Below are 13,375 nucleotides of genomic sequence, written 5' to 3'. Positions count from 1 at the left end.
GACTCCGCCGTCCACAGCGCCACGGATCGGGAGAGTCCGGCAGCCACTCCCCAGCGCCCACGTCGACCACCCACAATTGGCGCCACCCGAGAGATCGAGCAGGCGAGAACGGACCGACTTGGGGGCGGGGACCCGGCCGTGAGTTCCCGCGTCGCCCTCCGCGCCGCGTCTGGAGACTCCGGACGCCACCACACCCAGTTCCTGGCCGCGCCTTCTTGTCAGTCTCTCCACCCATTCGACTCCGTCCCCAACAGATCCCACCGAACCGCTCTCACCTGTCGCGGACGGAGAGCGGCGGTTCAGGGGTGGGCTGAAGTCCGAGGGCGACACCGCTGGTGGGCGTGCCCTTGCACCGCGCCGTCGCCGACGATCCCCTCAGGGATTTGGAGAGTCCCGCCTCCCGTGAACCACTACAGCGGGAGCGCGGGCGGGTCGCGGTGCGACAGCCGCGTACAGGCACGCGCCGCCGGTGGAGAAACGAGTGCCCCAGTCCGTGACCCCCCGTAGCAGCGGGTTGACGATGGAGACGTCGGCCGCCCGTGTTCATCTCCTGGGACGCGCCGTCCGCTCCTTCAGCCACCGGTGGTCAGGAGATGCAGGCGGGTCCAGTCGAGCGCTCAGGTCAGGTGGGGTCGATCGGAGGTGCGAGACACAGGGCTGTCGCGACGGCGGCGATGCCCTCGCCCCGGCCGGTGAGGCCCAAGCCGTCGGTGGTGGTGGCGGAGACGGAGACCCCGGCTTTCACGGCGGCGCTCAGAACCTGTTCGGCCTCCTGACGGCGGGCCGAGAATCGGGGACGGTTCCCGATGATCTGGATCGCGACGTTGCCGATCTCGAAACCCGCGGCACGCACCCGCGCCGCGGCCTCGGTGAGGAGGGCGACACCGGCGGCCCCGTGCCATTCGGGGGCCGCCGTACCGAACTGGGACCCGAGGTCGCCCAGCCCACACGCGGAGAAGAGGGCGTCACAGGCCGCATGAGCGGCGACATCACCGTCGGAATGGCCACTCACGCCGTCTTCGCCGGGCCATTCCAATCCGGCCAGGAATAGTGGCCGACCGTGTTGAATCGGGTGGACGTCCGTTCCGACGCCCACCCGAGGAATTCTCGATAGCACGTTGACTACTTAGTGAGAACCTCGTCGAGCAATGCTTCGGCCTTATCCTCATTGGTCTGTTCGGCCAGAGCGAGCTCACTCACCAGAATTTGCCGTGCCTTCGCCAGCATCCGCTTTTCGCCGGCGGAAAGCCCGCGTTCCCGATCACGCCGCCACAGGTCGCGAACTACCTCCGCTACCTTGTTGACGTCGCCCGACGCGAGCTTCTCCAAGTTGGCCTTGTAACGCCGCGACCAATTCGTCGGCTCTTCGGTGTGCGGTGCGCGCAGGACCTCGAATACGCGCTCCAGACCTTCCTCGCCCACCACATCGCGGACGCCGACTTCCTGAGCGTTCTCGGCCGGCACACGGACCGTCAGATCGCCTTTGTCGACCTTCAAAACGAGGTAGGTTCTGTCCTCGCCCTTAATGGCGCGAGTCTCGATCGCCTCAATACGAGCAGCCCCATGATGGGGGTAAACAACGGTGTCGCCGACCTTGAAAGCCATGTGACAAGTACCCCTTCCACTAACACAAGGGTACCACGCGCCAGTGACTTAGCGTACCTGCCCGCATTGAGATCATGCAGGTCAGAGGGCAGTTTTGGGGGTTGACAAACCCCCTGGGCCCTGCTTCTTCGGCACCGTGGGCATCGACGCGGGGTGACCACCGGGGCTCACTTCGGGGATGCGTTCCTTACCACAGAAGCACCGCCGGATAGCCCCTGACTAGGAACCATCCGGGTCGAACTTGTAGCCGAGCCCACGAACGGTGACGATCGAGCGGGGAGTCCCGGGGTCCTTCTCGATCTTGGCCCGCAACCGTTTCACGTGAACGTCCAGCGTCTTGGTGTCCCCCACGTAGTCCGCGCCCCACACCCGGTCGATGAGCTGGACCCGGGTGAGGACGCGCCCGGCGTTTCGCAGCAGCACCTCGAGGAGTTCGAACTCCTTGAGCGGCAACTGAACGCTGTCCCCCCGAACCGACACGACGTGCCGCTCGACGTCCATGCGCACCGGCCCCGCCTCCAGAGCACCGGGGTCCACCACCCCCTCCTCGTCGCCTCGCCGGCGCAGGACGGCACGAATCCGAGCCACCAGCTCCCGGGAGGAGAAGGGCTTGGTCACATAGTCGTCCGCCCCCAACTCGAGACCGACCACCTTGTCGATCTCACTGTCCTTGGCGGTCAGCATGATCACGGGAACGTTCGACTGCTGCCGCAACTCTCGACACACCTCGGTACCGGAGAGGCCGGGGAGCATCAGGTCGAGGAGGACGAGATCCGCACCGGTCCGCTCGAAGGTCTCCAAGGCCACCGGCCCGCTCTCCGCGACGGCGACCTCGAATCCCTCCTTCCGCAGCATGTACGACAGAGCATCGCTGTAGGACTCTTCGTCCTCCACGACGAGTACTCGGGTCACTGGGTTTCCTTCCCCTCACTGTTGTGAACCACCGTCGGATACTCCGGGGCCTGTCCCGGTGGGCTGTCCTGCCCACCGGAACCCTGTCGCGCCTGGGGGCCGTCTGTCGTGCCCGGGCTCCGCCCCTCCGTCGGACTCCGCTGCCCCGTGGGACTCTGCCGTCCCGTCGGAGCCTGTCGTCCGGTGGGGAAGCGAAGCGTGAACGTGGATCCGTGGCCTTCCTTGCTCCACACCACCACGTCCCCCCGATGATGGGTCATGATGTGCTTCACGATCGCGAGGCCGAGACCGGTACCTCCAGTCGCGCGGCTTCGCGCCGTGTCCACCCGATAGAAGCGCTCGAACACACGCTCCAAGTCCTGTCGCGGGATCCCGATTCCCTGGTCCGCGACCTTCACCTCCACTGCCTGGTCGGTCTGGCTCGCCGAGACGGAGATTCGGGTTCCCTCCGGGCTGTAGGCGACGGCGTTGGCCATGAGGTTGCGCACCGCGGTGACCATGAGCGACTCGTCGCCGAGGACCGTGATCCCCTCCATGTCGCCACGCGCGAACTCCATCCGTTTGGCCTCCGCCGCGAGCTCCACCCCGGCCATGGCCTCGGCGACCACCACTTTCAGGGGGACGTCGACCGGTTCGGGCACCGGTTCCGCGCCCTGGATCCGCGAGAGGGTGATGAGGTCCTGGATGACGCTGGTGAGCCGGTCGGCCTCGTAGCGCATCCGGTTCGTGAACCGCCGGACCGCCTCGGGATCCTCGCTCGCCTCGGAGACCGCCTCGGCGAGCAGGGAGAGCGCACCCACGGGTGTCTTGAGCTCGTGACTGATGTTGGCGACGAAATCCCGGCGCACCGCCTCCACCCGCTGGCGTTCCGTCTGGTCCTCGGCGAGGACCAGGACCAGTCCGGTACCGCCCAGCGGCGCCACACGTACGGCGAAGTTCGTGACGTCGGGCCCGAACCGCGCGACACTCACCTCCACCTCCGTCTCCCGGATCACCCCGTCGCGCCGCACCTGCCGCGCGAGCGCGAGGAGTTCCGAGATCCGGAGTTCCTCGCCGCGGACGATGCCAAACGCGCGGGCCGCGGAACTGGCTCGCAGCACGCGGTCCGCCGGGTCGAGCACCACGGCCGAGGAGGGAAGGGCGGCGAGGACCTCCGCGACGCCCGGGGGAAGCCCGGCGGGGGTCTGGAAACCGCCCCCCGCTGAGCCGTCACCTGCGAGTCTGTCGGAACGCCGCGTTCGGATCGTGAGCCCGATCAGGACCCCGACCACGAAAGCGACCACCATCGAGATGAACGCGAGCAGCTCTCCGTACACGCTCTCGATGGTAGACGGGGAGTCCAGATCCAAACCCCCCTTGACCACGAAAAACGCGACTTCTTCGCGCAAAGTTCACCCGTAGGACCACACGGGTTAAGGTGACTACTGGGAGGATTGGGAGTATGCGCGACACCTATCACGAAGACCTCGACGCGTTGAGTGAACGGCTCGTCGAGATGACCCGCCTCGCCCGGCACGCGATCGCGCGGGCGACGACGGCGCTCCTCGACGCCGACCTCAGTGCGGCCGAGGAGGTTATCTCCGGGGACCGCGCGATCAACCAACTGCACGACGAGATCGACACCAGCGCCTTCGACCTGATGGCGCGCCAGCAGCCCGTCGCCAAGGACCTGCGCACGATCATCACCTCGTTGCACATGGCCGGCGACCTCGAACGCATGGGCGATCACGCCGTCCACCTCGCCAAGATCGCCCGCCGCCGCCACCCGGACGCCGCCGTGCCACGCGAGGTACGCACCATAGTGCTCGAGATGGGCCACCAGGCCGAGTCCCTCGTGGTGAAGGCCGGCGAGGTCCTGGTCTCGCACGACGTGGAGACGGCGCTGGAACTCGACGCCGACGATGACCGCATGGATCAACTCCGCCGCAAGCTCCTACGACGCATCCTCGAGCCCACTTGGCAGTACGGCGTGGAAGCCACCATGGACGTGACGCTCGCCGGGCGCTTCTATGAGAGGTTCGGCGACCACGCGGTCCACGTCGCGGACAACCTGGTCTACATGGTCACCGGAAAGAAGCCGGAAGAGTACGAGACCGAGAACGCCGAGGAGTAAGGGCCCCTCGTCCCCCGGGCGGCCCCGACGAGCGACGCCGCCCGGGGCGATCCCCGGACGGCGTCAACGAACGCGAATCAGGCGACGGCGTCAGCGCCCCTGGTTCTTCACGGCCTCGATGGCCTCGCGGGCCGCATCCGGGTCGAGGTACTCCCCGCCCGCCTTGCGGGGTGTGAAGGTCTCGTCCAGGTCGTAGAGCAGCGGCACCCCCGTGGGAATGTTGAGCTGCGCGATGGACGCGTCGTCGATACCGTCCAGGTGCTTCACCAGCGCCCGCAGCGAGTTGCCGTGCGCGACGACGAGCACCGTACGTCCGGCGCCCAGGTCCGGGACGATCGAGTCGTACCAGTACGGCAGCAACCGGTCCACGACGTCGGCCAGGCACTCGGTGCGCGGCATCAGCTCGGGCGGCAGTGCCGCGTAGCGCCGGTCGCCGACCTGGGAGTAGGTGTCGTCGTCGGGGATCGGCGGGGGCGGGGTGTCGTACGACCGACGCCACACCATGAACTGCTCGTCCCCGTACTCGGCGCGCGTCTGCGCCTTGTCCTTCCCCTGGAGCGCCCCGTAGTGACGCTCGTTCAGCCGCCAGGATCGGCGCACCGGCAGCCAGAGGAGGTCCGCGTTCTCCAGGGCGAGGTTCGCGGTGCGCATGGCACGGGTCAGCAGGGAGGTGTGGACGACGTCGGGACGAACGTCGGCGTCGCGCAGGAGCTGTCCGCCCCGACGCGCCTCGTCCTCCCCCGCGGCGGACAGGTCAACGTCCACCCACCCCGTGAACAGGCCTTCAGCGTTCCAGACGCTCTCACCGTGACGCAGCAGAACCAGAGTCGACATGCGCCAGCTTAGGCCATCCCCGTGAACGCGGTTTCGGGTGCACGCGGGAGCTGCTCGCTGGCCGCCCAAGCCCCCAGGGCACGCCGCACACCCCGACCCCGTGGATCTCCGGATGGACCTGCCGTCGGCTCGGTGGATCACTCCGAGGCTGGTGTTCTGGGAGCCCGGGACGGGTCGCCGGAGGCGTGGGACGTCGACGACGGACGTCGTCCGGGAGGCAGCGGGTCTGGTCGTCAGCCGCCGCTGAGGTCGGCGTCGATGAGGTGCTTGAAGGCGGAGAGGTTGCGCAGGCTGGCGCCACGGGACTCCCGCCAGGCCCATTCGCGGCGAATGGCGGAGGCGAAGCCGAGCTCCAGCGCGGTGTTGAAGTTCTCGTCGGAGTAGGCGAGGACGCAGCCGAGGAGGCGGTCGATCTCCGTGTCGGTGATGCTGTGCAGGGCGACGCGGCCCAGGAGGTAGACGTCGCCGACGTCGTCGCTGGCGAAGTGCACCCCGTACATCTCACGGTTGCGGCGGAGGAGCCAGAGGTAGAACTCGGCCGGGTTCTCGTCGGGGCGACGGCAGAAGAACGTGTGCAGGAGAAGGCTGTGGCGGCCGACGCGTAGCCAGGCCAGTGTCGAGTGCTTGCGTTCGCCCGGCATCGTCACCAGGAACGCCCCGGGCTCCGGCGTCTCGTAGGGCACGTCCGCGGCGCGGAGCGCCCTCTCCACCGCCGCGATGGCGTCGTCGCTGATCTCGTGCCTCCTGTCGGGAACGGGGGCGTCGGTCACTGGTTCCTCCGGCGGGAGGCCACTGCGGCCGGGCTGGGGAGGAACTCGGTGTGTGGCTTGCACATGGTCCGCTTTCCTGTACTCTGTCGTACGTGAGTTCGATTGTTCGGCTGTGGCGGTCCGACCAATCGCGCTCATCCCTCCACCTCCAGGAGGGGAGCGCTCCGCCGGAGGAGAGGACGTCAGAGGTTGACGGCGGCCGCCAGCGACCGGGTTCCACTCACCGCATGGTAGGTGGAGAGGAGGCCCTCCACCGTCGCCGACCATCCCAGTCGTGCCGTGTGCCGCACGCCGGCGCTGCCCATGGCATCGCGGAGGCGGGGTTCGGTGAGCAGGCGCCGCAACGCCGTGGCATAGTCCTCCGGGGCGTGCCCGTCCACGAGTACGCCGGTCTCACCGTCGCGCACGACGTAGGGAAGACCGCCGACGTCGGCGGCGACCACCGGTGTGCCGCAGGCCTGGGACTCGGCGGCGACCAGCCCGAAGGACTCGGAGCGCGACGGCATCACGGTCACGGCGGCGGCACGGTAGTAGTAGGCCAGGGTGGCGCGGTCCTGCGGTGGGTCGATGCGGACGATGTCGCTGATACCGAGTGACGTGGCGAGGGCACGGAGTTGTTCCACCGCCGTGGCCTGCCCAGAGTCACCGCCCACCACCATGACGCGCAGAGTGGACCGCAGCTCCGGACGGCGGTCGAGTAATTGGCTGGCGGCGTGGAGGACGAGGTCGGGCGCCTTGTGGGGCTGCACGCGTCCCACGAAGAGCAGCACCTGGGAGTCCGGGGCATAGCCGATCCGGTGTAACGCCTCCGCGCGGGAGCCAGGGGTGAAGGCCGCGAGGTCCACGCCGGGGGCGACGGTGGCGACTCGGTTGGCCTCGGCGCCGTAGTGGCGCATGAGCTGCCCCGCCTCGGTGTCGGTGTTGGCGACGAGCCGGTCGGCGTATCGGACTAGGTGTTCCTCGCCCCGTACTCGAGCCTCCGGTTCCGCGACGTCGCCCTCGCCCAGGGCGGCGTTCTTCACCTTGGCCAGCGTGTGCATGGACTGGACGAGGGGCACTCCCCACCGGTGTGCCACCGAGAGACCGGCCCGCCCGGAGAGCCAGTAGTGCCCGTGCACCAGGTCGTAGTACCCCGGTTCGTTGTGCGCCTCGGCGCGCAGCACTCCGAAGATGAAGGGGCAGACGTAGCGCGCCAGGCTCTGCTTGTCGAGCGGGCCGAAGGGGCCTGCCGGGACGTGCCGGACCGTCAGCCCGGGGGCGATCTCCACCCGTGGCTCCTGGTCGACCCGCGTGGCCCGGGTGAACACGTCCACGGCGATCCCTCGTTCGGCGAGGCGCCGGGCGACCTCGACGACGTAGACGTTGAGTCCCCCAGCGTCACCCGTTCCGGGCTGTTCCAGGGGCGAGGTGTGCATGCTGATCGCGGCGATGCGTCGGATTGGTGGCGCCGATCCGTTCACGTCCTGGGCGACGGATTCGAACGTCGCGCGCGCCCCGGCTCCCGGAGCGTCACCGTCGACGTCAGGTGTCTCCCACACCACTGTTGTCCCCGCTTCCTGCACATCCGATTTCAGCGACGAACGAGCACTCCCGACTCATCCACAGACCAACAGCGCGCGCCCCGGAGGTGTTCCCGCGCGCCGCCGCTCGCCTGGGTCCCACCGCGCCGAGAGTCCACGGCCAGGTGTGGGCTCCTCGATCGCCACCACTCCGACTCCCGCGTGACGTCGGGGTATGCGCGCTCCGTCATCCGGGGGGACGTGGTGGGGTGCCCCATGACCTGCGAGCACGGGATCGTAGCATGCGACGCGTTTCATCCCGATGGCCGGATACGGCTCAAGCGACCCCATGACGCCGGGTACCGGACAACCGGGGTAGCGTCCCCCGCGCCACACACCGGACGATCCGGTCGCCCCGACGCGCGGCGTCGGGCCGACCGCGTCGTCTCGCTCCGTCGTGGGTGCGCTCCCCTGCGTCGAACTCGGACGCGGGGACGCGGAACGGAGAGCGACGACTCGGGACTGGAGATCAGGGGGTGGTGTGCGGAGCGCCACGCGGGGCAGAAACGTCACAAAACGCCCATCACTGAGGGGATCCGCCGCGTTTCCCGACCCCCTACAGGCTGTCGTACGACCGAAAGTAGACTTACGACTATGAATCGGCTCGGTGAGCTTGAACGTGCGGTGATGGATGTGCTGTGGCAACGGTCCGAGCCGCTCACGGTCCGCGAAGTAGGCCGTGAGCTGACGAATCGGGATCTTGCCCACACGACGGTGATGACTGTCCTCGACCGATTGGTGAAGAAGGGTATCGTGGAGCGGACGGGACAGGGACGCCCATGGCGCTACCAGCCCGTCACCAGCAAGGAGAACTACGTTTCTGAACTTATGTTCGACGCGCTGGGGCAGACCAGGGATCGCGATGCCGCGCTCGCTGCGTTCGTGCACTCCATGAGCGGCCCCGAAGCCGAGGCTCTGCGTCGAGCACTGGAGGAGTCAGAGGACCCGACAGAATCGACGTGACCTCATGCTCAGCGCCGCACTGCTCGCCGCCATCGCTGTCGGCTGCGTATTCATCGCTGTAAGACTGCGTGCGGCTACGTGGACGATCCGGGGCCCCCACGCGGGTGTACTCGCCTGGCAGGCCGTGGGTCTCACATGGGGTTTCGCGACGATCGGGGCGCTGCTCTCCTACGCCCTCTCCCCCTTCGAGGCCGGTGTCTTCCACGGACTGCTGGAGCTTCGTGCGGGGATTCCCAGCGGCGTCACTCCGTGGCACGCGGCGGCGTTCGTCGCCGGGGTGGGGCTCTTCGTCCTCCTGTTGTGCGCGCTGCTGTTCTCGTGTCTGCACATCCTGCACACGCGCCGGCGCCACCGTGACCTGCTGCACCTGGTGGCACGGGAGGACCCGGTCGTCCCTGGCGCCCGGGTGTTGGACCACCCCGCGGCGGCGGCGTACTGCCTGCCGGGCGTCATCCGATCCCACGTCGTGATCAGCGCCGGAGCGCTGGAGATCCTGGACCGCGACGAACTCGCCGCGGTCCTCGCGCACGAACACGGACACCTACGCCAGCGGCACGACCTCGTACTGCTCCCCTTCTCCTCCCTCAAGCGCGCCTTCCCCCGGTCCACCTTCGTGGTCTCCTGCTACAGCGCGGTCGCGCTCCTCGTGGAGCTGTGCGCCGATGAGCACGCGCGCCGGCAGCGCTCCCCCCGGGAGCTGGCCACGGCGCTGATCCGGTTCGGTTCCTCCCCCCACTCGGGCACGCCCAACGGGGCTCTCGCGGCGGCGCGCTCGGAGTCGGAGTCGGAGATCGTGACCCGGGTCTCCCGCCTGCTGGAGCCCACCGCGCAACTCCCCGCCTCCGCGACGGCAAGCATCGCCGTCCTCGCCGTGGCGGTGCAGGTTCTCACGTTCGCCCTGTGGCACATGCCGTACTGATCGCACCGCGCCGTTTCCGGTGTGTGGGCACTTCGTGGCACCCAGCGTCGTTGTCTAGGGTGAGAAGGGGCCGTGACCGCGGCCGGTTACCCGATCCTGGGGCGTGAGTCGATGCAGGTTGCAGAGTTCTTCAACTTCGTCTTCTGGTTGGTGTTCGTCGCCACCATGTTCACCTCCCTCTACGCCCTGTTCGTGTGTATCCGCACCCGTCCCGACGCGTTCGACGCGGCGAACAAGCAGACCAAGCAGTTGTGGACCATCCTGCTGTCCGTCGCGTCCGTGGTGTCGGCCCTGTCGGTGTTCAATCTGCTGCCGTTCCGCTTCCTGACCCTCGCCGCGCTGGTGGTCGCGATCATCTTCATCGTCGACGTCCGCCCCGCGGTGCGCGCCGTCGAGGGTGGACGCGGCGGTCAGGGCCCCTACGGACCCTGGTAGGCCGCCGGGCCGTCCGCGTCGCGCACCGCGCCGACCGTCTCGCGCAGGGTGCGCGGATAGGCCTCGTCGCGGGTGTACCAGAAGTGGGTCTGGATCGGGTCGGCCACGGCCTCGCCCGGTCGCCGGTGGTAGTAGCGCGGGTCGGGCAACGGACGTTCCGGGAGCACGGTGGCTCCGTTGGGACAGGCGTCCAGGTGGACGGGCCCGGCGATGGGGTCGGTCGTGCGCCACAGGTTGCGCCACATGGCGGCCCGGCCATGGAGCTCCCGCAGCGCCCGCGGCCCGAAGTAGGCGGGGAAATACCGAGCGTAGAGCCGGAAGATCGGCGATCCGTGGGTGAGTAGAGCGACCCGTTCCAGGCATCGTTCCGGTAGTTGCCACACGGTGGCGGCCGCGAGGACCGACCCTTGCGAGTGGCCGGAGAGCACGACGCCCAAGCCGAGGTCGGTCAGGGACATGGTGCGACTGACGAGCTGGGGTACGGCCCGCTCGGAGTAGCAGGGCGGGGCCAGCGGGTGCGCGGCGCGGGGCCAGAAGGAGCCGATGTCCCACAGCATCCCCACCACCTCGCGGGTGGGGCGGTCCCGGAGGGCGCTGCGCCCCAACCACACGAGGACGGCGAGGAACAGGGCTCCGAGGACGGATCCCACGGTGAGCACCAGGTCCACGAGTCGGGCGGCGGTGCCGTGCAGGCCCGCCCCGAAGTGTTCGGAGCGCAGCGCCGCGGCGCTGCCCATCGCGCCGAGGACGAAGAGGGGCACCATCAGCGAGAGTACGACCCAGGGGGCGAGCTCGGTCACCGAGGCGAGGGCCCGGGCGCGGGCGATGCTCTCGTCCCGCGCCGGCCACCGACGTGTCGCGTAACCGTACTCCGCGGCGACGTCGCGACGGGCCCGGCGGGCACGGCGTCGCGAGACCACCCACAGCGCCCCCACCCCGACGAGCGACATGGCGACGACGATGGTGAACGCGAGTTGGAACCAGGAGTAGGCGGCCGGAACGCCGAAGGAGAGACAGTCCCGCGACAGCGCGCCGGAGGAGGGGCACCCCGACAGCCACTGCGCGGCCTGGGACCCCAGGGCGGCGGTGAACACCCCACCGAGCAGGACGCCGAGAACCACCGTGGTCGGCCCGCCGAGGCCGAGCATCGCGACGTGGGACCGCTCCTCGTTGCCGCGGTGCAGCAGGAAGGCAAGCACGAACAGCACCACGCAGAGCAGGATCAGCGCGATGAGCACCCAGTGAAGTACCGCCGCGAACCCCGGCAGTTCCCCCGTCCCCTGCCACCCGGGTCGCGGCCAGACGGTGTACGCGCAGGCGAGGAAGAGCAGCAGCACCGCGAACAGTCGGACCCGTGCCGCGATCCGGGCCGCTCGGCGTTCCCCGATCGGTCCGGGGTCGGCGCGACAGGCCGCGAGCACGCACAGCAGCCCGGTCAGCAGGACGACCCCCATGAGCACCCACCCGATGACCGCGAGGACACCGTGGTCGAAGCGCAGTGGCGGGAGCAGCATGACGACGGCGATGGTGGTCATCGCCGATCCGATGTGGGCGGAGCGCAGGCGGCCGAACAGGCCACGGCCGGCCCAGAAGAGTGGGTGTGACAGCGGGGCGGTGCGCCGCGAGATGGGCTCGTCGTCGCCGGCTGTCTGGCGCGGCCGGTCGGGGACGGCGGCCTCGTAGCGGTCGCCGCTGCGTCGGGACAGACGCCACAGCACGACGACCAGCAGCACCGGGACGACGGCGCCCACGACGAGCCCGGTTCCCGTGCTGGACAACGGGGATCCGGGGGACGCGAGGAACCCGAGCCAGGGGCGCAGGTCCGCACAGGTCGCGCCTTGGGCGACGCACTGCCAGCCCACGAGGTCCATCCCGATTCCGGCGGCGGCGAGGGTGAGGAGGATCGTGAGCCCGAGGGCGTGTGCCCGGACCACGATGTCGTACCCACGGTTGGCCATCCAGTGGCCCCGGGACGGTGTGCCGCCGAGCCTCCGTGGGCGCATCCAGTAGGCCAGGTTGACCAGCATTATCGGCAGGAGCAGCAGCCAGAAGGCCCGTGTCACCTCACCGGAGTTGAGGTTCCCCCACACGAAGACCTCGCGCTCGGTCCGTGGCAGGGTCCGGGTGTGGCTGGTGGGGCGGGATCGGAAGAAGCCGGCGAGTCCGTCACCGCCGAAACGCTCCCCGGGCCCGGCATCGAGCAAGGTGGTCGCCCCACCACCCCCGATCCCGTGGATTCGCAGCTCGACCGCTTCGTCGCGACCTTCCACGGCGCCCTACCGTTCCCGCTCGGGATGTGCGCTACTCGACCAGGGACTGCTCCGCGCTCCAGGTGTCGCAGGCACCGGGTGTTTGTTCTGTCAGACCCCGCTCGCTCCACAGGACACTGTTCTCCGGCGCGCCGTGGGTGCGTTCGTCGTCCGCACCGTCCCGGTCCGCCGTCGCCTCAGCGTCATCAAGAAACACTTCGCGGTCTTCCTCTGACAGAGGGTAACTAACCTCGATGGCGCCTAGGAAGACACCGGCGAGACAATTCGCTTGGAGTTCGCTCCGACGCGTCCACTCGTTGCGGTCGCTCAGCTCCTCCTCGTCGCTGCGCCGCTCGTGGTAGTACTCCAGGATGCCGGCCTCGCCCTGCACGTGGTGGGCGTATTCGTGCGCGAGGAGTGAGGCGTAGACGACCCCGTTCGTCTCCCTGTTCCACTTGTCGACGACGTCCTCGAGCCCCATGTAGATCCCCGAGCTGGACCGGCAGTAGAACGCCCCGGCGGGCGAGGGGTAGTCACGGCAGGGACTGGTTCCCGGCTCGGTCCAAAACACCCGTTCCGGATGTTCGAATTCCAGTCCGGCACGGTCGAACTGGGTCTGCCAACTCTCGTCGAGACAGTCGGTCAGGGTGTGGAGGAACTCCTCCATCGACTCGGGGTCATCGATGTCGAGGTCGGGGACGGGGCAGGGACGCGGCGCGAGCCGGTCGGTCTCGTACAGCGGATTGCTGGTGAGGGCGGCCCATCCGGAGGGCTGGTCATCGTCGTCCTCGTCGGAATCCGACGACTCGTCGGATTCCGCTGAGGCGTCGTCGTCGGTGTCGTCGAGCGGCGGAAGGTCCTGCCGTTCCACCCAACCGGTCTCGAGGCTCACGTCGGCGGCGGCGTCGGGGATGGGCGGCTCCTCGAGTCCGCCCTGGGATCGCACGGGTGCGGGCGAGGCGACAGCGGACCACACCAGCGTCGCCATCGCGACCGTGGCGATCACGATGCCGCAG

Annotated in this window: 13 protein-coding genes; 4 read left to right on the top strand and 9 right to left on the bottom strand. The window is 68.9% G+C overall.

Going from position 1 to position 13,375, the window contains the following annotated elements; genetic code table 11:
• Nucleotides 1-622 precede the first annotated feature (622 nt).
• The 4 genes from ispF to J4H86_RS18275 form a co-directional block, all read right to left on the bottom strand.
• Nucleotides 623-1,096 carry a 2-C-methyl-D-erythritol 2,4-cyclodiphosphate synthase gene (gene ispF, locus J4H86_RS18290; protein WP_236539033.1) on the bottom strand — a complete coding sequence of 158 codons (474 nt, stop codon included), beginning with the start codon at nt 1,094-1,096 and terminating at the stop codon, nt 623-625.
• A 26-nt stretch (nt 1,097-1,122) separates the two neighbouring features.
• Entirely contained in the window at nt 1,123-1,605 is a 483-nt protein-coding gene (locus J4H86_RS18285) for a CarD family transcriptional regulator (RefSeq protein ID WP_236539032.1), read from the bottom strand.
• A 219-nt stretch (nt 1,606-1,824) separates the two neighbouring features.
• A complete protein-coding gene (locus tag J4H86_RS18280; RefSeq protein WP_236539031.1) occupies nt 1,825-2,517 on the bottom strand; it encodes a response regulator transcription factor in 693 nt (230 codons plus the stop codon).
• The gene (locus J4H86_RS18275; protein WP_394356525.1) at nt 2,514-3,803 is read right to left on the bottom strand and encodes a sensor histidine kinase; all 1,290 of its coding nucleotides are present in this window, start codon (nt 3,801-3,803) and stop codon (nt 2,514-2,516) included. Before J4H86_RS18275 ends, J4H86_RS18280 begins: the two co-directional genes overlap by 4 nt.
• A 155-nt stretch (nt 3,804-3,958) precedes the next feature.
• Between J4H86_RS18275 and phoU the strand changes: the two genes are divergently transcribed.
• Complete coding sequence (phoU, locus tag J4H86_RS18270; RefSeq protein WP_236539029.1) at nt 3,959-4,630, top strand: phosphate signaling complex protein PhoU; 672 nt, start codon at nt 3,959-3,961, stop codon at nt 4,628-4,630.
• A 90-nt stretch (nt 4,631-4,720) separates the two neighbouring features.
• On the opposite strand, the gene J4H86_RS18265 is transcribed toward phoU, so the two are convergent.
• From J4H86_RS18265 to mshA, 3 genes are all read right to left on the bottom strand, one after another.
• Nucleotides 4,721-5,464: a phosphoglyceromutase gene (locus tag J4H86_RS18265; protein WP_236539028.1), complete on the bottom strand. Its 744-nt coding sequence runs from the start codon at nt 5,462-5,464 to the stop codon at nt 4,721-4,723.
• A 233-nt stretch (nt 5,465-5,697) separates the two neighbouring features.
• Nucleotides 5,698-6,234: a type III secretion system chaperone family protein gene (locus tag J4H86_RS18260; protein WP_236539027.1), complete on the bottom strand. Its 537-nt coding sequence runs from the start codon at nt 6,232-6,234 to the stop codon at nt 5,698-5,700.
• Between the two features lie 182 nt (nt 6,235-6,416).
• Nucleotides 6,417-7,694, bottom strand: a complete 1,278-nt coding sequence (mshA, locus tag J4H86_RS18255) for a D-inositol-3-phosphate glycosyltransferase (RefSeq protein ID WP_269134589.1) — start codon at nt 7,692-7,694, stop codon at nt 6,417-6,419.
• A 693-nt stretch (nt 7,695-8,387) separates the two neighbouring features.
• Between mshA and J4H86_RS18250 the strand changes: the two genes are divergently transcribed.
• The 3 genes from J4H86_RS18250 to J4H86_RS18240 all read left to right on the top strand — a co-directional run bounded on the left by J4H86_RS18250 (nt 8,388) and on the right by J4H86_RS18240 (nt 10,110).
• Nucleotides 8,388-8,756 carry a BlaI/MecI/CopY family transcriptional regulator gene (locus tag J4H86_RS18250; protein WP_236539026.1) on the top strand — a complete coding sequence of 123 codons (369 nt, stop codon included), beginning with the start codon at nt 8,388-8,390 and terminating at the stop codon, nt 8,754-8,756.
• A gap of 4 nt (nt 8,757-8,760) precedes the next feature.
• Nucleotides 8,761-9,675 (top strand): M56 family metallopeptidase, encoded by a 915-nt coding sequence (locus J4H86_RS18245; RefSeq protein ID WP_236539025.1) that lies wholly within the window; start codon nt 8,761-8,763, stop codon nt 9,673-9,675.
• Nucleotides 9,676-9,747: 72 nt separating this feature from the next.
• Nucleotides 9,748-10,110 (top strand): DUF2516 family protein, encoded by a 363-nt coding sequence (locus tag J4H86_RS18240; RefSeq protein ID WP_236539024.1) that lies wholly within the window; start codon nt 9,748-9,750, stop codon nt 10,108-10,110.
• On the opposite strand, the gene J4H86_RS18235 is transcribed toward J4H86_RS18240, so the two are convergent.
• Both J4H86_RS18235 and J4H86_RS18230 read right to left on the bottom strand, forming a co-directional pair.
• Nucleotides 10,095-12,380 (bottom strand): hypothetical protein, encoded by a 2,286-nt coding sequence (locus J4H86_RS18235; RefSeq protein WP_236539023.1) that lies wholly within the window; start codon nt 12,378-12,380, stop codon nt 10,095-10,097. The two genes, J4H86_RS18240 and J4H86_RS18235, sit on opposite strands and share 16 nt — an antisense overlap.
• Nucleotides 12,381-12,411: 31 nt before the next feature.
• Nucleotides 12,412-13,365: a neutral zinc metallopeptidase gene (locus tag J4H86_RS18230; protein ID WP_236539022.1), complete on the bottom strand. Its 954-nt coding sequence runs from the start codon at nt 13,363-13,365 to the stop codon at nt 12,412-12,414.
• Nucleotides 13,366-13,375: the final 10 nt, after the last annotated feature.

This window comes from Spiractinospora alimapuensis, from assembly GCF_018437505.1.
Classification (GTDB): Bacteria; Actinomycetota; Actinomycetes; order Streptosporangiales; family Streptosporangiaceae; genus Spiractinospora; species Spiractinospora alimapuensis.
This window is presented reverse-complemented; position numbering and strand designations above follow the sequence as displayed.